The 23960-nt window shown below is 40.4% G+C and carries 15 protein-coding genes; 7 read left to right on the top strand and 8 right to left on the bottom strand.

The annotated features are described in order from the left end of the window. Positions 1-180 precede the first annotated feature (180 nt). Positions 181-3828 carry a magnesium chelatase subunit H gene (bchH, locus tag H6G08_RS15885; protein WP_190544388.1) on the top strand — a complete coding sequence of 1216 codons (3648 nt, stop codon included), beginning with the start codon at positions 181-183 and terminating at the stop codon, positions 3826-3828. Here the strand turns inward: bchH and H6G08_RS15880 are convergent. The 4 genes from H6G08_RS15880 to H6G08_RS15865 all read right to left on the bottom strand — a co-directional run bounded on the left by H6G08_RS15880 (position 3825) and on the right by H6G08_RS15865 (position 6452). Further along, positions 3825-3977 (bottom strand): hypothetical protein, encoded by a 153-nt coding sequence (locus H6G08_RS15880; protein WP_190544385.1) that lies wholly within the window; start codon positions 3975-3977, stop codon positions 3825-3827. The genes bchH and H6G08_RS15880 overlap by 4 nt on opposite strands. Positions 3978-4235: 258 nt before the next feature. After that, positions 4236-5225, bottom strand: a complete 990-nt coding sequence (locus H6G08_RS15875; RefSeq protein WP_190544382.1) for a GUN4 domain-containing protein — start codon at positions 5223-5225, stop codon at positions 4236-4238. A gap of 24 nt (positions 5226-5249) precedes the next feature. Continuing rightward, positions 5250-6176 carry a CHAT domain-containing protein gene (locus tag H6G08_RS15870; RefSeq protein ID WP_190544380.1) on the bottom strand — a complete coding sequence of 309 codons (927 nt, stop codon included), beginning with the start codon at positions 6174-6176 and terminating at the stop codon, positions 5250-5252. A gap of 84 nt (positions 6177-6260) precedes the next feature. Then, positions 6261-6452 carry a plasmid partition protein ParG gene (locus tag H6G08_RS15865; RefSeq protein WP_277877833.1) on the bottom strand — a complete coding sequence of 64 codons (192 nt, stop codon included), beginning with the start codon at positions 6450-6452 and terminating at the stop codon, positions 6261-6263. 721 nt (positions 6453-7173) lie between these two features. Between H6G08_RS15865 and H6G08_RS15860 the strand changes: the two genes are divergently transcribed. The 3 genes from H6G08_RS15860 to H6G08_RS15850 all read left to right on the top strand — a co-directional run bounded on the left by H6G08_RS15860 (position 7174) and on the right by H6G08_RS15850 (position 12215). Then, positions 7174-7677: a tetratricopeptide repeat protein gene (locus H6G08_RS15860; protein WP_199322607.1), complete on the top strand. Its 504-nt coding sequence runs from the start codon at positions 7174-7176 to the stop codon at positions 7675-7677. A 184-nt stretch (positions 7678-7861) separates the two neighbouring features. Then, a complete protein-coding gene (locus H6G08_RS15855; RefSeq protein ID WP_190544374.1) occupies positions 7862-9292 on the top strand; it encodes a CHAT domain-containing protein in 1431 nt (476 codons plus the stop codon). Between the two features lie 226 nt (positions 9293-9518). Next, complete coding sequence (locus H6G08_RS15850; protein ID WP_190544605.1) at positions 9519-12215, top strand: CHAT domain-containing protein; 2697 nt, start codon at positions 9519-9521, stop codon at positions 12213-12215. A gap of 132 nt (positions 12216-12347) precedes the next feature. Here the strand turns inward: H6G08_RS15850 and H6G08_RS15845 are convergent, their stop codons facing one another. Then, positions 12348-12713, bottom strand: a complete 366-nt coding sequence (locus tag H6G08_RS15845) for a hypothetical protein (RefSeq protein ID WP_190544371.1) — start codon at positions 12711-12713, stop codon at positions 12348-12350. A 231-nt stretch (positions 12714-12944) separates the two neighbouring features. Between H6G08_RS15845 and H6G08_RS15840 the strand changes: the two genes are divergently transcribed. The 3 genes from H6G08_RS15840 to H6G08_RS15830 all read left to right on the top strand — a co-directional run bounded on the left by H6G08_RS15840 (position 12945) and on the right by H6G08_RS15830 (position 18458). Further along, positions 12945-15014 carry an ABC1 kinase family protein gene (locus H6G08_RS15840; protein ID WP_190544368.1) on the top strand — a complete coding sequence of 690 codons (2070 nt, stop codon included), beginning with the start codon at positions 12945-12947 and terminating at the stop codon, positions 15012-15014. Positions 15015-15714: 700 nt separating this feature from the next. Next, positions 15715-16539 (top strand): alpha/beta fold hydrolase, encoded by an 825-nt coding sequence (locus H6G08_RS15835; RefSeq protein WP_190544365.1) that lies wholly within the window; start codon positions 15715-15717, stop codon positions 16537-16539. 206 nt (positions 16540-16745) lie between these two features. Continuing rightward, positions 16746-18458 (top strand): HAD-IIB family hydrolase, encoded by a 1713-nt coding sequence (locus H6G08_RS15830; RefSeq protein WP_190544362.1) that lies wholly within the window; start codon positions 16746-16748, stop codon positions 18456-18458. A gap of 233 nt (positions 18459-18691) precedes the next feature. On the opposite strand, the gene H6G08_RS15825 is transcribed toward H6G08_RS15830, so the two are convergent. The 3 genes from H6G08_RS15825 to H6G08_RS15815 all read right to left on the bottom strand — a co-directional run bounded on the left by H6G08_RS15825 (position 18692) and on the right by H6G08_RS15815 (position 23414). Next, entirely contained in the window at positions 18692-21151 is a 2460-nt protein-coding gene (locus H6G08_RS15825; protein WP_190544359.1) for a dynamin family protein, read from the bottom strand. A 312-nt stretch (positions 21152-21463) separates the two neighbouring features. Further along, a complete protein-coding gene (locus tag H6G08_RS15820) occupies positions 21464-22006 on the bottom strand; it encodes an RNA 2'-phosphotransferase (protein WP_199322606.1) in 543 nt (180 codons plus the stop codon). A gap of 94 nt (positions 22007-22100) precedes the next feature. Then, positions 22101-23414 carry an amino acid permease gene (locus tag H6G08_RS15815; protein ID WP_190544356.1) on the bottom strand — a complete coding sequence of 438 codons (1314 nt, stop codon included), beginning with the start codon at positions 23412-23414 and terminating at the stop codon, positions 22101-22103. Positions 23415-23960 lie beyond the last annotated feature (546 nt).

Here is a 23960-nt window from a genome sequence, read left to right as displayed (position 1 = left end):
CAGATTTATTACAGCAAATAAGGTAAATTTGCAACCGTAAGTTTAGGTATAATGACAAAATACCAATAAAACGACCCTGGCTTTTGCAGGGGGTTGGGGGATCTGAGTGCGTAAGTTGTGAGGTTTTACCTTGAAAAGCGAATTAAGATCGAGATCAAGAGATATTTTATAACTTACTGCATGAAACGCATCGTCTTGATTGCTGGGTTTGAATCCTTTAACGCTGACTTGTATAGAAAAGCGGCGTTTTTAGCTAACTCTCGCTGTTCTGATTTGGATATTCGCGTGTTTAGCGATCGCGATATTACCACCAAGCGTCAGGAAGTAGAAACCGCACTCCAAGGCGCTGAGGTATTTTTTGGCAGTTTAATATTTGATTATGACCAGGTTTTGTGGCTTCGCGATCGCATTTCCCAAATTCCCATCCGCTTGGTGTTTGAGTCGGCTTTAGAATTAATGAGTTTAACCAAGTTGGGCGATTTTGCTATTGGCGATAAACCCAAAGGTATGCCCAAGCCAGTAAAATTTATTCTCGATAAATTTAGTAATGGTAGAGAAGAAGATAAACTCGCTGGTTATATTAGCTTTTTAAAAGTAGGGCCGAAATTACTCAAATATGTGCCCGTGCAAAAAGTTCAAGATTTACGCAACTGGTTAATTATCTACGGTTATTGGAATGCTGGTGGCGTAGATAACGTTGCGTCATTATTTTGGACATTAGCAGAAAAATATTTAGGCTTAAAAATTGGCGATATTCCCGCACCTGTGGAAACGCCAAATATGGGTTTATTGCATCCAGATTATCAAGGTTTTTTTGAATCACCAAAAGTATATTTAGAATGGTATCAGCAGAAATTCAATGTTAACAATCCAGTTGTGGGAATTCTGCTGTATCGCAAACATGTTATTACAAAACAAGCATATATTCCCCAATTAATTAGACGTTTTGAAGCGGCTGGTTTAATTCCTTTACCAATTTTTATCAATGGTGTAGAAGGACATGTAGCTGTCAGAGATTGGATGACAACTGATTATGAAATTCAGCAAAGAGAATTGGGTAATATTGAAACTCCTTCTCTTTCCAAAGAAGCGGTGAAAGTTGATGCTGTTGTATCTACAATTGGTTTTCCTTTAGTGGGCGGCCCCGCCGGTTCAATGGAAGCAGGGCGACAGGTAGAAGTTGCTAAACGCATTTTAACAGCGAAAAATGTACCTTATTTTGTCGCTGCACCTTTATTAATTCAAGATATTTATTCTTGGACTCGTCAAGGAATTGGGGGTTTACAAAGTGTAGTTTTATATGCTTTACCTGAACTCGATGGGGCGATTGATACGGTTCCCTTGGGTGGTTTGGTGGGTGAAGATATTTATTTGATTCCCGAACGAGTACAGCGATTAATTGGTAGGGTAAAAAGCTGGATTAATTTACGCCAAAAATCTGCATCGGAACGAAAAATAGCGATTATTTTATATGGTTTTCCTCCCGGTTATGGGGCTGTGGGTACGGCTGCTTTATTAAATGTGCCACGCAGTTTATTAAAATTCCTCAATGCACTAAAAGAACAAGGCTATACCATAAGCGATTTACCGGATGATGGGGAAGAGTTAATTCGCTGGGTAAAGGAAGCAGATGAAAGTATCAATGAAGGAGAGAAAGACATAATCCCTGCTTCAGTTAACGTTCGCACCCTGGAAAAATGGTTAGGTTATCTCCGTACTTCTCGCATTGAGAAGCAATGGAAATCTCTCACGGGAACGGGGATTAAAACTTATGGTGATGAGTTTCAAATTGGTGGCGTACAGTTAGGAAATATTTGGATAGGGGTGCAGCCGCCTTTGGGTTTACAAGGCGACCCGATGCGGTTAATGTTTGAGCGAGATTTAACACCTCACCCTCAATATGCGGCTTTTTATAAGTGGTTACAAAATGATTTTCAAGCTGATGCTGTGGTGCATTTTGGAATGCACGGAACTGTGGAATGGTTACCGGGTTCGCCTTTAGGAAATACGGGTTATTCTTGGTCGGATATTTTATTAGGAGATATCCCTAATCTATATATATATGCGGCAAATAATCCTTCGGAGTCAATTTTGGCGAAGCGTCGCGGTTATGGGGTGCTAATTTCTCATAATGTCCCCCCTTATGGTCGTGCTGGTTTGTATAAGGAATTGTTGGCTTTAAGGGATTTGATTTCTGAGTATCGGGAAGATCCAAAAAAGAATTATGTTTTGCAGGAAGGGATTTGTCAAAAAATTGTTGATACTGGGTTGGATGCGGATTGTCCGTTAGAAGATGCAAAAAGGTTGGGGATTCCTTTTAGTTATGAAAATGTGCGGATGTTTAGTGCCCATGTTTTTGATGATTATTTGGTGAAGTTGTATGAGTATTTGCAGGTTTTAGAAGGGCGCTTGTTTTCTTCGGGGTTGCATGTTTTGGGGGAGGAACCTGATGAGGAAAAGTTGGCGGGGTATTTGGAGGCTTATTTTGGGAACGAACCGCGAAGACGCGAAGGGCGCGAAGGAGAAGAAATAAGAAGTTTATTAATGCAATCTAGGGATGAGTTGGGGAATTTGTTGAGGGGTTTAAATGGTGAGTATATTCCGCCTGCGCCTGGTGGTGATTTGTTAAGGGATGGGCCGGGGGTGTTACCTACGGGGAGAAATATTCATGCTTTAGACCCTTATAGAATGCCGTCGCCTGCTGCCTATGAACGGGGTAGGGAAATAGCGCAAAAAATTATCGCCCAGCATTTACAAGAACATCGGAAATATCCGGAGACTGTGGCGGTGATGTTATGGGGTTTAGATGCGATTAAAACTAAGGGTGAATCGTTAGGGATTTTGTTGGAATTGGTGGGTGCTGAACCTGTGAAGGAGGGAACGGGGAGAATTGTTCGTTATGAGTTGAAACCTTTGGCTGATGTGGGACATCCGCGAATTGATGTGTTAGGAAATCTCTCGGGAATTTTCCGCGATAGTTTTGTGAATATCATCGAGTTATTAGATGATTTATTTCAACGGGCTGCTGATGCTGATGAACCTGAAGAAGAGAATTTTATTAGAAAACATGCTTTAGCTTTAAAGGCGCAAGGGGTGGAGAATGTATCGGCGAGGTTGTTTTCTAACCCAGCTGGGGATTTTGGTTCGTTGGTGAATGACCAAGTTGTTGATGGTAATTGGGAATCGGGTGAGGAGTTAGGTAATACTTGGCAAAGTCGCAATGTGTTTAGTTACGGGAGACAGGATAAGGGACAGGCTAGACCTGAGGTTTTGAATACTTTATTAAAAACAAGCGATCGCATTGTTCAAGAAATAGATTCGGTAGAATATGGTATCACCGATATTCAAGAATATTACGCTAATACTGGTGGGTTAAAGAAAGCCGCCGAAAAGCAACGCGGGAAGAAGATAACCACTAGTTTTGTTGAAAGTTTCTCGAAAGACACCACACCGCGAAATTTAGATGATTTACTGCGGATGGAATACCGCACGAAGTTGGTAAATCCTAAATGGGCGCAAGCTATGGCTAATCAAGGTTCTGGTGGGGCGTTTGAAATTTCTCAACGGATGACAGCGTTGATTGGTTGGGGCGGTACTGCGGATTTTACTGACGACTGGGTATATGACCAAGCTGCGGATACTTACGCTTTAGATGCAGAGATGGCGGAAAAGTTACGCAAAGCCAACCCGGAAGCCTTTCGGAATATAGTAGGGAGGATGTTAGAGGCGCATGGGCGGGGTTTTTGGCAAGCGGATAAAGATAAGTTAGATAAGTTACGTCAATTGTATGAGTTAACCGATGAAGAGTTAGAAGGTGTGACAGTTTAAATTGAGTCGGAACTGCAAGCTAGATATTTTCGGTAGGTATCAATTGCTGTAGACATCGCCAAAATAGCAATTTTTGTCTCAAAAGCTATTTTGGCGATGCCCGAAATAGCAATTGTAGTATCAAAAGCTATTTTTGCGACTCCCGACATGGTTTTTGCGATCGCATTAATAAATGTTGGGTGTCTTTGAGACAGTAGTCATCTTATTCTCTGAAGAGATGATACATGCCAATTTTTTGTTCCAGATCATGATGAAATATCGTTATATTTTTGATATTAAATAAAGCTATTCTTTAACCTGATATTAAATTATTCAAAGCTAAGGTTAACAATGGTATCTAATGAGTTAGTGGAACAATTACGCAAACTCGATGTTTGAGGGAAGCAAGCTACGTTACACCCAACCTACTAGGGATTGCGATCCTTATCTGCGTTACAAGCATCGATACGCGAGAAAAGCGCCTCCAACCACCCTGGTTCATACGCATTCCACCAAGTTCCTATTGCCGGAAAATGCCCGTCGGGGGCATTCTGCTTGGAAATAACCCTATACCAACCAACTTGGTTTGAAAATTCTTTCCAGGCATAGTCTTCTTTTTTCTGTTGTTCCGTTTGTGTGATAACTAAATTGCTAATGATTTGCTTCTGCTTGCTAAAGCCAAAGCGTTTGTCACTATACTTTAGCCATAGTTGTTCTATGTTACGTAGATCAGTGCAAGGAAAAGTTTTGAGATCATTAATATAGAGTGGATGAGCTTTGTCTTTTCCAATTATGTTGCGAGTGATTGTAGCTGTTTCGCCATCAGCCTCTTCCCACTTTCTTGCTTTGAGAAATTCCGTTAAGGCATTATATTTGGGATCTACAACAGTTTGGCTGATTTCCTCATGTAGTGCAAACCCTCCTAGACCTAATAGAAGTATTACACCACTTATAAGTAACTTTTTGTTAACGTTACCGATTTTTATAAACAGTGATTCAGGTTTTGATTTATCTAGTTGATTAGGGTAATTGGCTGCGAATTCAGGAACGAGATTTGGCTTGAGAGAACTTGACTGTTTTAATGTTTTATAATCTGGAGAATTCTTTACACAGTCATGATTACAAGTTAGTTTTACTGCAATCTCTTCTAAGATGGCTCTATATGTTGATTTATTAAATATAGGAAATAATTCCTGGCAACAAAGCTTACAAAGAGCTTCTTGATCGCCTACATTATCTAAATAGTAAATTAGTTGTGTAACAAAGTCAGCATCTGAAGAATCTCTTATAAATCCGATTCGCTGGGGATCGATTCCAATTCTTATACATAGTGCTTCTCTTGTTCTTGATTGTTGGCTACGTAACAATAAGTTTGCTAATGTTTCTATATCAGATTCTTGTAAATAATTTGGAGCCATAATATTTTCATCTCACTTTTTACACTATTTATAATTTAATTTTGATTTAATACTTTCTAAATTAGCTGCGTATTTCCCTGTTTTAAACACAACTTCAAGTTCTTTGCAGATTTGGCAAAGAGCTTTTTTGTTATCTGTATCATGCAAATAGCTAATTAACTCTAAAGCAAAGTCAGCATCGGTTGATTGTCTTAAAAATCCAAGTTGATTGGCTTCAATTCCAATTTTTATACAAAGTGCTTTTCGTGCCGAATATTCTGCACGTCCACTACGTATCAAGAGTTCTGTAAGTATTTCCCTGTCAGAATCGGTGAGTTCTTGAGATGTCTCTGATGCTGGTTCATTGGTGACTGAAAGCTGCTTTAGAGGTAAATTTTCCTTCTCATTAATATTTGGCTTCTTCTTGAGAACTGGGGTGAGTTGCTCTGGAATACCTGCTAACCGAATTGCAGCACAACCAAATTTGTGGGCAAATTCAACGGGCTTTCCTGCACCTAAAGCATCGTAAAAACCTACAGCAAATTCAATTGCTGCTTTATCTGGGATCGCCTTTTTCATACCAATTACATAATTAACATGTTGTGCGATCGCTTCTGCTTGCACTTCCGAATAACAGCCATTGAGAACAACACACTCAACTTGCTCTGCAAACAGTTCAAACAATCCCGCTAAGGCTTCGCCATCAACTAGCTTTGCTGAACCTGTTTCATCTTCAAATACTAAACCCTCATCCCCTGTGCCATGGCCAGAAAAATGAATAATAGAAGGATTGATATCCAGCATTGCTCTCTGGATGTCTCTCGGTCGCACTGCCCACTTCTGTTCTAAGATAAACTGATCGCGTTGCTTTGCTCGCTGTAGTCCTTCTTCAATATCTCGCACTTCCTGATCTAAACGTAGTTGTGAAGTACCTTGAGGATTTGCTGTCAAAATTAAGATTGTTTGTACCATTTACTTAAACTCCATTTATGTAATTTGATAAGGTTTCTCAGAACTGGTTTTAGCAGTAGCCAGACCATCCAATTTCGTTTACTGCTATAGTCTCTTTATCTCCCCTGCTTGGTGAACCTCGTTGCTTTCCAGCCATTGCTCGATTAGCTCAATGACTACTTGGCTCATATTTTTACCCCGCATAACGCAGCTGGCATGAAATCGCTTCTTCAAGTCATCCGTGATGCTAATATGCATTTTTTTACATTTGCTACTTATGTACGTAATTCTTCCCAAACCTACAAATGTAAAAATGGCGATTCCGCAAAAATACTATTTAAAACGTGAAAGCGCTATTTGATAGAGTGCTTTGGCAGTTTCTTGGTTAATCCGGCGCAAAAGTTTCCCATTTAATATCTTGCACCTACACCCTTTAATACCAATTCAAAATTCAAAATTCAAAATTCAAAATTAAGAAAGCCATATATAGCAAGGGTTTTTGATCTGGGATCTGTTGCTGCATTTTGGAGAATTGGTATAAGGGTACAAATGCAAGATTCAGATACTTGGGGAGACTCCTGCTTACCCGTCACGGCTTCCCTATACCCAATTTTTTACCAAAAACCTGGGTTTAAAGCCCCGTCCACTTCGGGTGTAGCTCTCAGTGCGCCGCTTTAAGGACGGCTTGTTGATAGAATTGTGGAAACAGGCAGGGCATTGTCTGTCGGGCGAGATAGTGTAAGACGGGCTATGCCTGCAACTGTTGTTTGAACCCAGAATCCCCACGCCTTTAGGCTGGGGAGTATGTCAAATAACCCCCTCACTCCTAAAGATATAGACAAACAGCAAAGGAAAATTGCTTCACTTTTTCAAACTGCATAAGTTCTACTAGCTCAGAACTATAGAGCAGTGAGACAACCAAAACCAAGGTTTTGCATAACTAACGCAGCCAATGTCACGTTGTCTCTACTAGCAATTTTCACGACTGTTTGTCATTTATCTTATTGGAGAAGTAGAAATGAAAGGTATTAAAGGTTTAGCATCTTTGATGGTTGTATTTGGCTTAATGGTTTGCGCTCCTAAAGCTAATGCCGAAAAGTTACCCACCAATGATTTACAACCTCAATTCACTCAATCAACAACTGATAATGATAATCTAAAAGCCTACATAGATGAAGGCTTTACATTGTTAGAAAAAGATGATTATCGTGGCGCTATCCAAGCTTTTAATAAAGCAATCCGCATAGCTCCTAATAATCCCTATGCTTATTTAGGTAGAGGTTTTGCTTACTTTAGTTTAAAACAATATCAAGAAGCTAAATCTGATTTCGACCAAACTATTTCCCTAAATTCTAATATTGGTTATGCTTATTTGTTCCGAGGTATGTCTAATTATGCCTTGGGAAGTAAGCAGCAAGCAATTTCTGATTTGCAAACAGCAGCAAATATTTTCCAAAAAGCCGGGGAAACAGAACTGGCTCAAAAATCTCTTGATGCTTTAGAGCGGATACGGAATGCATAGATTTTAATTCGTAATTCGTAATTCGTAATTTACGCGATGGTTGCTAATAATGTGGGGTGTGTTGTCGCGTAGCACAATGCACCTACAATTATTAAATTTCTCACAACATCAGAGATTATATCCCCAGGTATAATGATAGATTTAGAGAAAAATGTTGACTAAATTTATTTACAAATAGGAAAATATGCAACGCAAATTAGCTCTGGTATTTATTAGCTGTGTTACTTGCTTGACATTGCCTTTAGCCTCAACTATAGCATTAGATAAAGCGCCAGTTTCATTAAAAAATCTTAATCAAACATCAATATTAAAAAAGCAAACTCCTATATCTCAAAATCTCCTCAAATCTCTAATTGCACAAAATCAACCCACAGATGCATTAGAAATTTCTGAACGCGGAAGGGAAAGAGGTTTAGTAGATTTATTAGCTCAAAGTCTACCAACCAAAAATGCAGATACGCCCAGAGTTGAGGAAATTAAGCAAGTAGCTAAAAGTCAAAATGCTACCCTGGTGCAATATTCTCTGTTACAGGCGGATGTGACTGTTGATGGTAAAAGACAAACTCAAGATTCAGAATTGGTAATTTGGGTAATTCCGCCGAATGGAGAAATTTCTTTACGTAAAGTTGATTTACAAGCTTGGCAACAAAAAAGCAAGAGGAGTTTAGCAGATTTAATTAAGCAAATTCAACCAACAAGTAAGGCGAGAAATGAGTTAAATAAAGGGATAATTAAAATTACAGAAAGTAAACAAAGTAATTCTGATTTAACCTGGAAACAATTACATCAATTACTAATTCAACCAATTGCTGACCTTTTACCAGAAAATCCAGATTCTAGAGTAATTTTTATTCCTCAAGATAAGTTATTTTTAGTACCTTTTGCAGCGCTACAAGATGAAAATAATAAATATTTAATTGAAAAATATACAATTTCTACTGTACCTGCAATTCAAGTTCTAGATTTATTAGCAAAACGCAGCGCTGCAAATACCAATGGTAATGAAAATGTGCTAGTAGTTGGTAATCCTACCTTACCTAATAAACCCTTATATGAGGATGAAAAATTTAACCAACTACCACCGCTACCAGGTACAGAAAAGGAAGCAAAAAGTATTGCCAATATCTATAATACTCAAGCGTTAATCGGAGATGCGGCAACAGAGACAAATGTTGTCCAGCAAATGTCCAACGCTAGGATGATTCATTTAGCAACCACAGGATTTTTAGCACAAGCTTTAGAAATTCCTGGTTTATTGGCGTTTACACCTTCGAGTCAAGATGATGGTTGGTTAACTAGTAGCGAAGTTAATAAGCTGAAGTTAAAAGCAGATTTGGTGGTTTTAAGTACTTGTGATTCGGCTTTAGGAAAAATCACAGGTGATGGTGTAATTGGCTTATCTCGTGCGTTTTTTGTGGCGGGTGCAAATAGTGTAATCGGAACTTTGGGCGATATTCCTGATGCACCAACGGCGGAATTAATGACGGAATTTCATAAAAATTTAAGTAAAAATTCTGATAAAGCAGCAGCTTTGCGTCAAGCGATGTTGGCGACAATGAAACAACATCCTAACCCTTTAGATTGGGGGATGTTTATATTAGTGGGTTTGCCGTAATAGAAGGCAGGAGGCAGATGGCAGATGGCAGAAGAATATACAGCATATTTCAGGTAAATGAGGTACGCGCTTCGGGGCATGGCAGTGCCAATGCCCCTACAATTAACGATTATCTGTATCTCACCAACTTGCAATTCGCTGTATATAGGCAATAGCTATTTTCCTATGCTTCCTCTGCCTTTTTTTGCTAATTTCATAATTCATAATTCATCATTAATAATTTATGATGCGTTTTTATAAAAGTGGCTTTGGTATTTTTGTTTGTTTATTAGTGATTGTTTTTACTTCTTCTGTTTTTAATTTGCCAATGGTAACAGCATCGCGAGTTTTGGCACAAACAACAGATGCACGTAAAGCCGAAGCAGATAGATTGTTTCAGCAAGGTATTAAGCAGTTTGAAACCAGTCAGTTTACAGCAGCATTGGAATCTTGGCAACAAGCACTGTTTATCTATCGCGAAATCAAAGACCGTGATGGAGAGAGTTGGGCACTGGGCAATATCGGTGTTGCCTACCGTAACTTGGGAGACTACAAAACAGCCATTGAGTACTATCAACAATTGTTGGCGATCGCACGAGAAATTAAAGACCGTCAAAATGAGGGTAAAGCACTGGGAAATCTCGGTGTTGCCTACCGTAACTTGGGAGACTACAAAAAAGCTATTGATTACCTACAACAAACCTTGGCGATCGCACGAGAAATTAAAGACCGTAATAGTGAGAGTAAAGCACTGGGAAGTCTCGGTGCTGCCTACCTTGATTTGGGAGACTACAAAAAAGCCATTGAGTACCTACAACAACAATTGGCGATCGCAAGAGAAATCAAAGACCGTCAAAGTGAAGGTGCAGCACTGGGAAATCTCGGTCTTACCTACTATTCCTTGGGAGACTACCCCAAAGCTATTGAGTATCAACAACAATTGTTGGCGATCGCACGAGAAATTAAAGACCGTCAAAATGAGGGTAAAGCACTGGGAAATCTCGGTATTGCCTACTTTTCCTTGGGAGACTACCCCAAAGCTATTGAGTACTCTCAACAATTGTTGGCGATCGCACGAGAAATTAAAGACCGTCAAAGTGAGGGTGCAGCACTGGGAAATCTTGGTATTGCCTACTATTCCTTGAGAGACTACCCCAAAGCTATTGAGTACCTACAACAACAGTTGGCGATCGCACGAGAAATTAAAGACCGTCAAAGTGAGGGTGCAGCACTGGGAAATCTCGGTACTACCTACGGTTCCTTAAGAGACTACAAAAAAGCTATTGAGTACTTACAACAACAGTTGGCGATCGCACGGGAAATTAAAGACCGTCAAGGAGAAGGTAAAGCACTGGGAAATCTCGGTACTACCTACTTTTCCTTGGGAGACTACCCCAAAGCTATTGAGTACCTACAACAAAAATTGGCGATCGCACGAGAAATTAAAGACCGTAATAGTGAGGGTAAAGCACTGGGAAATCTCGGTCTTGCTTTCTACAAACAAGGCAATCTCACTTTAGCAGAGAGTACCTTGTTTGAAGGCATAAAAGTTTTAGAATCTCTGCGAGGTCGAGAATTAAAAGATAGTGAGAAGGTCTCAATTTTTGAGCAACAAAGTAGCACCTATCGTACTTTACAACAAGTCCTCATTGCTCAGAATAAAACTGAAGCAGCTTTAGAAATAGCCGAACGCGGACGGGGACGTGCTTTTGTAGAGTTACTTACTTCTCGGTTATATGCTAACCCCAAACAACAATTCCCCACCCCACCAAAAATTGCAGAGATTAAACAAATCGCCAAATCACAAAATGCTACCCTTGTCCAATATTCGATTATTTATGATGAATTCAAAATAGCAGGTAAATCACAATGGGAAGACTCAGAACTATATATTTGGGTAATTAAACCTACAGGTGAAGTCTCATTTCATCGCAGTGACCTTAAGCCTTTATGGCAAAAGCAAAATACAGATTTATCTACATTAGTTAACAGTGTTCGCGCTTCTATTGGTGTGGTAGATATTAACAGTCGGGCTAGAGGTATCTTTGTTGCTGATAATAATGTAAATAAAGCTAACCAAAATCAACGCTTAAAGCAATTACATGAAATATTAATTAAACCGATCGCAGACAGTCTACCCAAAAACCCCAACGACCGCGTAATATTTATACCTCAGGGTTCCCTGTTCTTGGTTCCTTTCCCAGCGCTGCAAGATGCAGACAATAAATATTTAATTGAAAAGCACACTATCTTAACTGCGCCATCAATTCAGGTATTGGATTTAACACGCAAGCAAAAGCTGAAACATGGGCAAGCGCAAATCGGGACAGGAGAAGCTTTAGTAGTCGGTAATCCTACCATGCCGAGTGTAGCTTTAAAAGTAGGAGAAAAACCAATCAAGTTACCGCCGTTATTGGGTGCAGAACGCGAAGCAATTGCGATCGCACCTCTACTCAAAACTAAAGCTATCACAGGTGGTGAGGCAACAGAAACAGCGATCGCGCAAAAAATGCAGCAAGCGCGATATATTCATTTAGCTACACATGGCTTACTGGATGATAACCGGGGTTTGGGAAGTGCTATTGCTTTAACTCCATCTGCTAAAGATGATGGTTTGCTAAATGCGGAAGAAATTTTAGATATGAAAATCAATGCAGATTTAGTTGTTCTCAGTGCTTGTGATACGGGTAGAGGTCGGATTACTGGGGATGGTGTAATTGGTTTATCTCGTTCTTTAATTAGCGCAGGTGTTCCCAGCGTGATGGTTTCTCTCTGGGCTGTAGATGATGGTTCTACAGCATTTTTAATGACCGAATTTTATCAAAATCTGCAACAAGGTCTTGACAAAGCTACAGCATTACGAAAAGCAATGTTAACAGCAAAAGATAAATATACCAATCCTTTGCATTGGTCTGCGTTTACGTTAATTGGCGAAGCCGAGTAAGCTAATGCGCGTCTAAATTGCATAAATACTCATAAGGACAGTCAACAGTCAACAGTCAACAGTCAACAGTCAACACCCCTCACGATGGATTGTGCAACTTAAAAGCAGAATAGCTTAGTAGTAATTCGTAATTTATGTTTTTAATCGGCGATCGCGGTTGGCTTGAGTTCCCGATCGCTCTCTTCCAGGACGAACCCAAGCAATATCACGATCGGAATCTAATGTCATTTGGGTATCGCGCTCAACATCGCTGTGAAAGCCGCCACGGGTGGGGAATCCAAGATTATTGCGCGGACTGGCGAACATGTGATAAACAGTCACAGCTTGAGTTCTTTCTATGAGATACTGTTGTGCAAGGGTATCTGCACCTTTGGCATCACCAACAATAAAGGATTCATTTTGGGCGATCGCGCGATCGATTTCCGGACGGTAGTATGTATCAAACTCTACTGGTGTCAGGTCAAGGTGTCCGCTAACGAAATTGACAATTTTGGACATAGGAGATGGGGAAAGCTAACCCACTAACCGGAAGGCGGATAAAATTTAACAAACATAACAAATATAATTTAATCACTCTCCTGGATTAAGGATTATTTGCTAAGGGGCAACTCAGCTAAGAAATCCTGATAATCTGGAGAGAAAACTGCTTTGTTAACTGAATCGGGGTGCTGAATGTAAAACATATTGTTACAATACTTTACATAATCAATTCGACCGGTGGCATTCTTCATGATTGTGAAAACACTTCCCCCAGCTTCCCGACCGATCGAGGAGGACAATGGCGGTAGCAACAACCGCCGTGACGAGCTATATGTTGCTGAAGTTGTGTCCGCAAATGACACCCAAGGCTTGGTGGTGAAATCGCCAAGACTGATAGCAGCCGAGCAACAAAGAGCCTTGACTAATAAGAGAGAAACTGAGATGACGCGCTACGATCCAGCAGAGATTGCAGCACATTATCAAGACAGACCTCTCCAAGTTTTAGGGCGGATTTTTGCTGTTTTAGGGCCGACACTCTCCTTTGCTTTGGGTTTGTGGTGGGACAGCAAACGGGGAACTGTGGTGAAAAATGACCGTCGCCGCGCTGCACAACTGCGAGAATTATTAACTAAATTAGGGCCTGCGTACATCAAAATTGGTCAGGCTTTATCCACAAGACCAGATTTGGTTCCTCCTGTATTCTTAGAAGAACTTACCAAACTCCAAGACCAATTACCGCCGTTTCCCAACGAAATTGCCTACCAATTTATTGAAGAAGAACTCGGCGCACCCCCAGAGGAAATTTATACAGAACTTTCAGCCACACCAATTGCGGCGGCTTCTTTGGGACAAGTTTATAAAGGTAAGCTAAAAACTGGTGAAGAAGTAGCAGTTAAAGTCCAGCGTCCTGACTTAAAAGAACGAATTACCATTGACTTATATATTTTACGTCGCATAGCTGGTTGGGCAAAGAAAAGCTTTAAACGAGTACGCAGCGATTTAGTTGGGATTCTTGATGAATTAGGCGATCGCATTTTTGAAGAAATGGACTATATACATGAAGGAGAAAATGCCGAGCGTTTTTTCCAGTTATATGGTCATCTTAAAGACATTTACGTTCCGAAAATATACTGGGAATACACCAATCGTCGCGTGTTGACGATGGAGTGGATTAACGGGATTAAATTAACCCAAACCCCGGAAATTAAAGCCAGAGGGATAGACGCTCGTTATTTAATTGAAGTGGGGGTACAGTGTTCGCTGCGTCAGTTGCTAGAACATGGATTTTTCCACGCCGATCCTCACCCTGGTAACTTATTAGCCACCTTTGACGGTAAATTAGCTTATCTCGACTTTGGCATGATGAGCGAGATTAAGCCACCCCAGCGTTATGGTTTAATTGAGGCGATCGTCCATGTTGTTAACCGTGATTTTGATGGTTTAGCCAAAGACTACGTTAAGTTAGATTTTCTCTCCCCAGAAACCGACTTAACACCAATTATTCCCGCCTTTGCTAGAGTCTTTGCAGATGCTCAAGGTGCAAGCGTTGCAGATTTGAATATTAAAAGCATCACCGATGAACTCTCAGCTTTGATGTATGAATATCCTTTCCGCGTTCCGCCTTACTACGCTTTAATTATTCGTTCTTTAGTCACTTTAGAAGGGATTGCAATATTTATCGATCCCAATTTTAAAGTGTTGAGTGAAGCTTATCCTTACGTCGCCAAACGTTTGTTAACCGATCCCGCACCAGCATTGAGAGCATCATTGCAAGATTTACTGTTTAAAGAAGGTAAATTCCGTTGGAATCGCTTAGAAAACCTCTTAAAAAATGCGCGGGGTAATGAAGACTACGATTTCAATTTGGTACTCAATCAAGGTGTAGATTTTCTAGCTTCCGAACGTGGCGGTTTTATTCGCGACAAATTGGTAGATGAGTTTGTCAATGGACTCAATGCTGTAGGTAAAAATGTTTTGCATAACTTTACCTATTTACTACGCGAACAGGTAGGAATTACAGCAATTAACGAAACTCCAGCAGCCACAGTTGAACAACAACAAACCTTAGAGCATATCAAACGAATTTTGAATATTCTCCGAGATACTCGTGGTTTCGATCCAGTGCAATTTGCGCCTCAGCTTGCGCAATTAATTTTAAATCCTGGAGTACAGCGTTTAGGGCAACAAATTACTAATCGCTTGTTGCAAAAGGCTTTAACTAAATTAATTCGGGATTTGTTAGCAGCAGATGAGGTTAATCCTAGTGCAAGTGGTAATTTAACCCAGCCAGCACGGTTATCTTTACCTGCGCGAGTGTAAAACTAATTCTCTGATTTGAAAATCCTCACCTTCTATTTTTTGCGATGAAGGTGAGGGTTTTTGTTTGGTTGTATTTCATGTTGTCTGCAAACTTGCACTTACAGCTATTTTTAGGTAAATAGACCACGCTGTAGGGGCACGGCACCAGTAAAATTATTGTATGTACCAAAAGATTGTCTATGTTCCCTACTACGACAGATGTGGTTCAAATAGCTGAAAACTGCTGTAGTAATACTAATTTAAATAGCTTTTGTAGAACATCAATATATAACTGGTTCCCATGCTCTGCGTGGGAGCGATGATCTGTGGGCTGCCGCCTCAATTTATCAGCTTCCGAGGCGGAGCCTCGCAATACGCATTTCCAGCCGGAGGCTGGAAACGAGATAGAGAAAGGTTTTGAACTTAAGTTGACACCAATGGGCAATGCCATGCCCTTACCATCTGTCGCATTTTTTTACAAATTGGGACAAAAATTCCTACTTTAGATAGATATTGCTATTTTTGCTTTAAGTGTGGGTATATACGCTGCATAATTGGCTTGGATATGAAAAAGGGCAAATAAGCAACATAAAGCACCCCACCTTAATGATTGGTGCAATTTATTTAATTGCTTGCTTGCGATTATGGGCAACTTTGAGTTTCTATTGGCTGAATAATTGCATTCATCCAATTAAATCCCTACCCATTTATGAGGAATTTCATGAGTACAATTACCACGAAAGATGGCACGCAGATATATTACAAAGACTGGGGTGCTGGACAACCTGTGATTTTTAGTCACGGTTGGCCTCTGAATGCTGATAGTTGGGAATATCAGATGCTTTTTGTCGCCGATCGCGGTTATCGCGCGATCGCACACGATAGACGAGGACATGGGCGTTCAAGTCAACCCTGGGATGGGAATGAGATGGATACCTATGCTGATGATTTGGCTACGTTGATAGAAACCCTAGATTTAAAAGAAGTTATCTTAATCGGTTTCTCTACAGGTGGTGGTGAAGTGGCGCGTTATATCGGTCGTCATGGTACAGGTAGAATCGCTAAAGCTGCATTGATATCTGCTGTACCGCCGTTGATGCTGAAAACAGAGAATAATCCCGATGGTTCACCTATTGAAGTGTTCGACGGTTTGCGCACTGCTTCCCTAAGCGACCGATCGCAACTTTACAAAGATTTAGCTAGCGGCCCTTTTTTCGGCTTTAACCGTCCGGGTGCGCAAGTCTCCCAAGGTATGATTGATTGGTTCTGGTTGCAAGGGATGCTGGCTGGTCATAAAAATACATTTGACTGTATTCAGGCTTTCTCGGAGACAGATTTTACTGAAGATTTGAAAAAGTTCGATGTCCCAACTTTGATTATTCATGGCGATGATGACCAGATTGTACCGATTGCTGCGGCGGCGATCGCATCGGCTAAAATTGTCAAGAATGCTACCCTCAAGGTTTATCCCGGCGCACCTCACGGTTTAACCAATACCCATAGGGAACAGCTAAACAACGATATTTTATCTTTTCTCAAAGGCTGATTTTTCAGCTAAATTTTTACCTCTCAGGCTGGATAAAGAAAGCTGGTAGGGCAAGTCATTCTAATAAGGGAACTCCAAAAAATAAATTATTCCGCTTTCAGTTGTTGACGGTTGACGGTTGACGGTTGACGGTGAACAAGAGCAATAAAATATTTTTTACCTAGAATTCCCTAAGTGAACCAAATTACCAGTTTTCTAATTTTCCTATGCGTTACTTTGTATTAGCTACCGATTATGATGGTACTCTCGCTACAGATGGTCATGTCCGCGAAAACACGTTAGCAGCATTAGAACGTCTGCGGGCTTCTGGTAGAAAGCTAATATTAGTAACTGGGAGACAGTTAGATGATTTACAGCAGGTTTTTCAACATATCGATTTATTTGACTATGTAGTAGCAGAAAATGGTGCTTTGCTTTATTCACCAGCTACTCGTCAGGAAAAGTTATTAGGTTCTCAACCACCATCGGAGTTTATTCAAGCATTACGCGATCGCCATGTCGAGCCGCTATCAGTTGGTAAAGTCATAGTTGCGACTTGGCATCCCCATGAAACTACTGTACTGCAAACCATCCGTGATTTAGGTTTAGAATTGCAGGTGATTTTTAACAAAGGTGCAGTCATGGTGCTACCTTCCGGGATTAACAAAGCCGCCGGATTGTTAGCAGCTTTAAATGAAATGAAGTTATCGCCACATAACGTTGTTGGGGTGGGTGATGCGGAAAATGACCACGCTTTTCTCAATTTATGCGAGTTATCTGTAGCGGTGGGAAATGCATTACCGATGGTGAAAGAACGGGTAGATTTTGTTACCCAAGGTAATCGGGGTGATGGCGTCGTTGAATTAATCGACAAAATGATTGCTGATGATGTGTCTGAAGTTGACGAAAAATTACAAAGACACAAAATTTTGTTGGGTACCCAAGCAGACGGTTCCGAAGTGCAGATGAACGCCTACGGTACAAGTATTTTACTTGCTGGGACTTCTGGTGGCGGAAAATCCACCTTAGCCACAGCTTTGTTAGAACGAATTGCCGAGCAAAACTATCAATTTTGTATTATCGATCCAGAGGGAGACTACGAAAACTTTGAGCCTGGAGTAATTTTAGGCGATACTGAGCGATCGCCCCGCATTGCAGAGGTACAAGATTTATTAGAACAGCCGCAGCAAAATTTGGTAGTTAACCTGCTGGGTATTGCGTTACAGGATCGTCCGGCGTTTTTTGCGGAACTTTTAGCAGTATTGTTAGAATTGCGATCGCGTACTGGTCGTCCTCACTGGATAGTCGTAGATGAAGCTCATCATCTCATCCCTGCATCTTGGAATCCAGCTTCTCTGACATTACCCCAACAACTCCACGGGATGATGTTAATTACAGTCCATCCCGATCATGTAGCCTCAGCAGGTTTATCATTGGTGGATACGATTCTCACTGTGGGGAACTCACCAGAAAAGAATATCAAATTATTCTGCGAAACTATTGGTCATTGTCCGCCACAATTAACACCCCAAACCTTAGAACCAGGGGAAGCATTAGCCTGGTTTAGTAAAAAAGATGCAGAACCCTTCCGCTTTCGTATTACCCCAGGAAAAACTGAACGTCGGCGTCATGTACGCAAATACGCAGAAGGGGAGTTAGGGGAAGATAAAAGCTTTTACTTCCGGGGGCCAGATTCTAAGTTAAATCTGCGCGCGCAAAATTTAATTTTATTTACCCAAATAGCTGAAGGTGTTGATGATGAAACTTGGTTATTTCACCTGCAACAAGGAGATTATTCGTGTTGGTTAAAAGAGGCGATTAAAGATGAATCTTTAGCAGATGAAGTGGCGAAAATAGAAAAGGGTAATGGTAACTCTGCTAGTGAAAGTCGGGAAGCAATTAAAAGCGCGATCGCTCAATATTATACATTGCCTAGTTAAAAAACGTCGTTCATATTTAAGGTGAAACCCCGATTCCATCTAGCTCCCATGCTCTGCGTGGGAGCTATGATCTGTGGGCTGCCGCCTCAATTTATCAGCTTTCGAGGCGGAGCCTCACGAATAGACATTGCCATGACCTGTAGAATATATTGATGCGCTGCAAAAACTATTTAAATTGGTATTATTAAACCACAGAGGCGCAGAGTACACAGAGGTAAATTCTTCCCCATGCCCTATGCCCTATCGACAATATCTAACAAACCATCAGAAATTAGAAAACCGTTGCTAGTAGTCCTGGGGTCGATATTTTCTTCTACTGCTTCCATATCCTTAATTAAGGGTAATAAATGCTCGTTTACTTCCATGAGTTGTAAACCTGTATTAATACTGGACGCAGCTAAATTATATGCAGCAATTTTCTGTTTCACTTCTTGCAATAAACGGTGATTATTAGCAATCTTTTTCTCTGCTTCTTGTTCGAGAGTTTTTTCTAGAAAATTCCGGGCTTGGGGATTCTGCTGCAAGATATAATCTGCTTGATTATCCGCCATTTCTAATAACTGATTTTTCAGGATTTGATTGACAGTTTGGCGGAAGGATTTACGGACGGTGTGGGAGACTTTTGGCTCAAAATCTAATTTTAATAATTGCTTAATAGCTGGTTCAGCTTCAATCATGCTTTCGCAGTCGTAACCCTGAAAAGTTTGCTGTAATGTTTTGCGAAATTGATAGATAGAAAAAGTGCCTTCATCGTAAAATCTGGGACTTTCTCTGACAAAGCGATCGCACTCTACACTCGCAGCAATAATTAAAGCTTGAGAAACCATTTTTTCGGCAATTTTAACTTCAGCTTCAATGCCGCCATCATTACCTAATAAACTATATAATTGGCGATAATATTCGGATTTGCGAATTTTTTCGATTAACTGCTGAAATAGATTAGCAATTAAATGCTGAGAAGACATCATTAAATTATCTTCCAATTGATTGGATAAATAATAAAATGCTTCTACTAAAATAGCGAGTAAAGGTGCAGTTGCATTCCGGGGATGGCTGAGAGTTGCGCGGCGATAAGCATCAGCTACAGAAAAGCTTTCTAGTAATTCATCTAAACGGCGAATCATCCTGGCTTGTAATTGGCGAAAATCTGCTTCAAATTCATCGCAGGTATTATTAACTAAATGGTTGACTTCTTCTGTAATATGCTGTGTAAAGTCTTTGGAAACTTGCTGTAATTGCTGGTTCAGGCGTTGCAATTCCTGTACCTTCATCGGCTCAAGTTCTTGGGGTTGACTCGCTAATTCCCGATAGACAGTTTGATAATGATTTTTTAGTTGAATACAAATAGATTGTAAATCTTCCGCTAAATTCAAGAAAAGTTGCGGGCGTTTTTCTTGGGTAAGATAGCGCGTAATTGCGGTTCTAAATTCTTCAATGCCACTATCTTGAATTAACTGTAAAATTAATGGCGTACCTTGTTCAGTTAAAATTCTAATATAGTTCTCGTTAGGAGTTTCAAAGTTATTTACCGCAATCCGGAATTTACTCGCTGATAACTTACCAGCACAGTAGCGGTTAAATTCATGGACAAACTGTGGCGTTTCTTCTACACCATTGATGGCTTTCACACTAGCTGCAAAAATAGAATCTAAACCAAATCTATCTTGCTGACTTGTTTGTTTAATTTGACTGCCATAAAATCCTAACAAGCCACTGGTTTTATAAACTCTGTGGGTATCGCGGAACTGATTGCTAATTAAATCTTCTAAGCGTTGTCTGAGTTGCGCATTAAACCAAGTTTCATCAATGCGGTTAAAGACATAAAAAATGCGATCGCGAATTCCATTATTACTCCGCATCGTTTCCAGCAGCTTTGTTTCTTCCTTCGTCATATCACCAGCCGCCGCAGGTTTCAACACGCATACCACTGCGGAAGTATCTGGATTTTGAATTTTTTCGTAAGCTAACTGTGCATCTTTTTCAACTGGCGCATCAATTCCCGGCGTATCGATGAGTACGTTACCATCTTGTAAAAGCGGATGATGACAATAATATTCAATTCGTTTTAATACAGCGCTATTACTACCACGACGCGCATAATTTGCTGCTTCTTTAATATTGCTAAAGTTAAATTGTGCCATTGAATAAGTAGCATTATTTACTGTGTGGATATGTTGACGATTGGCGATATATCCTTCCAGCAATAACATTAAAGCCTTGGCTTGTTTTGCGCGTTCCGATTTATTTTCCCCACCCTCTTGTTGGAGAATTGCTTTACAACCTTGATTGAGTAAATTAATGACATCTGGTTGATTAATATTAGCAACGGTGGTAAATCCTAATTCTTTACATAAAGATAAAGCTTGTTCGCGAATTTCCGCTTCATTCAAAAATGTGAATACTACTCTTTCTTTTTCGGCTTCAGCATAGGCAATTTTACACTCTGTACCTGTAGCATGTCCTTCAGCACTATATAGTAATTCTCTTTCTAAAAGTGCATTAATTAGCATTGATTTACCAGCACTAAATGCACCAGCAAAGACAATTTCAAATTGCGGAGAAATAGCTTTATCTAAAGAAGTTTGAATAGGTGTAATATCGTAAGAGCGAAATGTCGGTTCTTGCTGTAAAAGTTTTAGGATATACTCAACTTGTTCTTTTAAATTTTGGCAATGAAGCGACAATTCCGACATAGTTTTATCCCGACTACATTACATATATATGCTATTCAAGTTTTTAGCTAACTTGAATCAGTGACAATACTGATAAGTAGATAGGCGCGATTAAAGATAGCTGTCATTGGTCATTGGTCATTAGTCATTGGTCATTAGTCATTAGATGTAGGTTGGGTTGAGGAACGAAACCCAACATTTCCGGGTTGTGTTGGGTTTCACTACCCTACCCTTCGGGAACGACTTCGTCGAACGGGAAGCCGCTCCGCGTCTACGTTCAACCCAACCTACGCATTTAGATTTATAGAACCGCAGAGAACACAGAGTAGAATTTCAAATTATTTGCAAATATTCAGGCGGTACATTATCAACTAACCAAACACCATTATCGGAACAATAAAATTGATAACCGGCTTGATACATTGACGCCGCATCTATAGCAAAAACTACAGGTCTTCCATGTCTTGCACCAACGGTTTTAGCTGTGGCAATATTGGCAGATAAATGCACGTGATGGCGTAACATTTTGGCAATTCCTGTTTGCATAATTGACTCTACAGATTTGTGTCCTGTACCGTGATACAACACATTTGGCGGTGTCACTGGTTCTAACTGCAAATCAACTTCTACACTATGTCCTTGATTTGCACGGATCATAGTACCTGTAGAATCGAAGGAAAAGCGTTTTTTATCATTATTAGCCACTACTTCTTGTAATTCCCGCAATGTGATGGGGAATTGATGTTTTGCACAAGCTAATAATAATTCTTGGACATTCACCCAGCCACCAGATTCTAGTTTAATTCCCAGGCTTTCGGGTTGATGGCGCAGATATTTGCTGAGAAATTTACTGATTTTAATTAAACGGTTTGTCATTATTTTGGTCAATAGTCAATAGTCAATAGTCAATAGTCATTTGTTAATTTAATTATGAATTACAAATTACGAATTACGAATTAGGAATTACGAATTACGAATTATTGATGATTGTTGACCAAATCTGTTTGCTGATGATGGTTAATGCGATGAAAATCATGATAGTGAGTGTAGCTTTACCACCGGGGACAAGTGATTGATATACTTTATTTGTATGTTGTTGTCGTTGTTTCCATGTCATCAATGCGGGGATGATTCCGCCTAAAACTGAGATGTTAAATGTACCAACATAATCTAAAGCCGTAAAGAAAATTTTGGGACTGATGACGCCGAAACTCATCGCTGGTAAAAGAATCATGGAGTAGAGGCGCAAGCGGCTGGTAAATTGGATTTGAGTTGATAAAAATATCTCTTGAAAAAAGTCTAGCAATCCATAGACAAAGCCGATGAATGATGTGGCGATCGCAAATTCTGAGAAAATTGACACTAGCACTCCTAACCATTCTCCCGCACCACCAGAGCGCAAAATTTCTAAGGGGTCAAATATTCCTTGACTATTACCAGCATTATGCAGAATATCTGGGCTGACACTTCCCAAAATGACTGCATTCCAGGCTAGGAACATAATTAAGGGAATCGCTGAACCAATGACAATCGACTGACGAATTTTTTTGGTGTCTGCTTCTAGCTGAGTCACGACCACTGGCACAATGTTATGGTAAAACAAGGCTACTGCCATGACAGATACAGCGCTACCTACTGCACTCCAATTCTGAAAGAAAAACTGTGTAGTCTTAACTTGTCCGCCTGCGAGTAATAATAGTCCTAAAAATGAAGCTAGAACAATGGCAACAAATACGCTATTCAGCTTTTCGACAAACTTATCTCGCCCAAAATACATAATCCCACCAAATACCAGGGTGAACGCAGTGGTTCCTACCCATGCAGGTACAACATTGTGAACGCCGAATAAATTAGCGATCGCATTTCCTAAAATCTCGCCGCCTTGGGTGGTGTAAGCTACTAGTAAGGCATAGTGTAAAAATAAGTAAGTACCCGCCGCAATTCGCCCACCAATTAAGCCCAGGGTGTTCTCAATCATCGCTAACATCCCCACATTTGGACGCCCTGCTAGCCTCATAGTATTGACTGTGGCTTCTGCAATCAATAAACCAGACACTAGAGTGTATACCCAAACCGCAATTAATAAGACTGTGGATGGAACAATACCAGAGGGTAAAGTTACCGCCGGTAAGGCGAGAATTCCCGCACCTACCGTAGTTCCCGCAATTAATGCTGTGCTACCTAATACGCTTCCTGGTTGATGACTTAGCCGCTTACCATCAAATTCCAAATTAGAAAACAAGCGATTATTGGGTTCTTCATCGGATTTGATCGCAGTTTGCATAGGTGTCTTGCTCAAGTATGGGTGCAATTTGCCAGGTTAACATTACATTATGTAACCAATCTTAGCAAAACCCTAAAAGTAGTTTTAAGCAATCCCCTTCCCTGTCTCTTTGCATGGTATCCCAATCATTAACTTACCAAGGGGAGCATCCCAATTTTGACGCAATACCCTTCTAGGGTATTGCTATACCAACAAAGCCTGCCTTCGCAGGCTATCAAACTGGGAGCATCCCAATTTTGACGCAATACCCTTCTAGGGTATTGCTATACCAACAAAGCCTGCCTTCGCAGGCTATCAAACTTTTAGCCTGCGAAGGCAGGCTTCGTATTTCTAGCCCCACCCTTATAGGGTGAGGGCGTTTTTGCACATTTGGGATGCTCCCATCAAACTTTTAGCCTGCGAAGGCAGGCTTCGTATTTCTAGCCCCACCCTTATAGGGCTTGTCATTACCAACATCTTTTAAAGTGGAAATGGGGTGTATTAGAGTCAGAGTATGAAATTAGAAAATTTCACAGACCTCCAAACTTGGGCAGTTGAACAATGGGG

The organism is Calothrix anomala FACHB-343, assembly GCF_014696435.1.
Lineage (GTDB): Bacteria > Cyanobacteriota > Cyanobacteriia > Cyanobacteriales > Nostocaceae > Aulosira > Aulosira anomala_A.
This window is presented reverse-complemented; position numbering and strand designations above follow the sequence as displayed.

Coding starts and splice junctions, on each gene's coding strand:
- bchH (WP_190544388.1), top strand. CDS start 181: ATGAAACGCATCGTCTTGATTGCTGGGTTTGAATCCTTTAACGCTGAC.
- H6G08_RS15880 (WP_190544385.1), bottom strand. CDS start 3,977: ATGTCGGGAGTCGCAAAAATAGCTTTTGATACTACAATTGCTATTTCG.
- H6G08_RS15875 (WP_190544382.1), bottom strand. CDS start 5,225: ATGGCTCCAAATTATTTACAAGAATCTGATATAGAAACATTAGCAAAC.
- H6G08_RS15870 (WP_190544380.1), bottom strand. CDS start 6,176: ATGGTACAAACAATCTTAATTTTGACAGCAAATCCTCAAGGTACTTCA.
- H6G08_RS15860 (WP_199322607.1), top strand. CDS start 7,174: ATGAAAGGTATTAAAGGTTTAGCATCTTTGATGGTTGTATTTGGCTTA.
- H6G08_RS15855 (WP_190544374.1), top strand. CDS start 7,862: ATGCAACGCAAATTAGCTCTGGTATTTATTAGCTGTGTTACTTGCTTG.
- H6G08_RS15850 (WP_190544605.1), top strand. CDS start 9,519: ATGCGTTTTTATAAAAGTGGCTTTGGTATTTTTGTTTGTTTATTAGTG.
- H6G08_RS15845 (WP_190544371.1), bottom strand. CDS start 12,713: ATGTCCAAAATTGTCAATTTCGTTAGCGGACACCTTGACCTGACACCA.
- H6G08_RS15840 (WP_190544368.1), top strand. CDS start 12,945: ATGATTGTGAAAACACTTCCCCCAGCTTCCCGACCGATCGAGGAGGAC.
- H6G08_RS15835 (WP_190544365.1), top strand. CDS start 15,715: ATGAGTACAATTACCACGAAAGATGGCACGCAGATATATTACAAAGAC.
- H6G08_RS15830 (WP_190544362.1), top strand. CDS start 16,746: ATGCGTTACTTTGTATTAGCTACCGATTATGATGGTACTCTCGCTACA.
- H6G08_RS15825 (WP_190544359.1), bottom strand. CDS start 21,151: ATGTCGGAATTGTCGCTTCATTGCCAAAATTTAAAAGAACAAGTTGAG.
- H6G08_RS15820 (WP_199322606.1), bottom strand. CDS start 22,006: ATGACAAACCGTTTAATTAAAATCAGTAAATTTCTCAGCAAATATCTG.
- H6G08_RS15815 (WP_190544356.1), bottom strand. CDS start 23,414: ATGCAAACTGCGATCAAATCCGATGAAGAACCCAATAATCGCTTGTTT.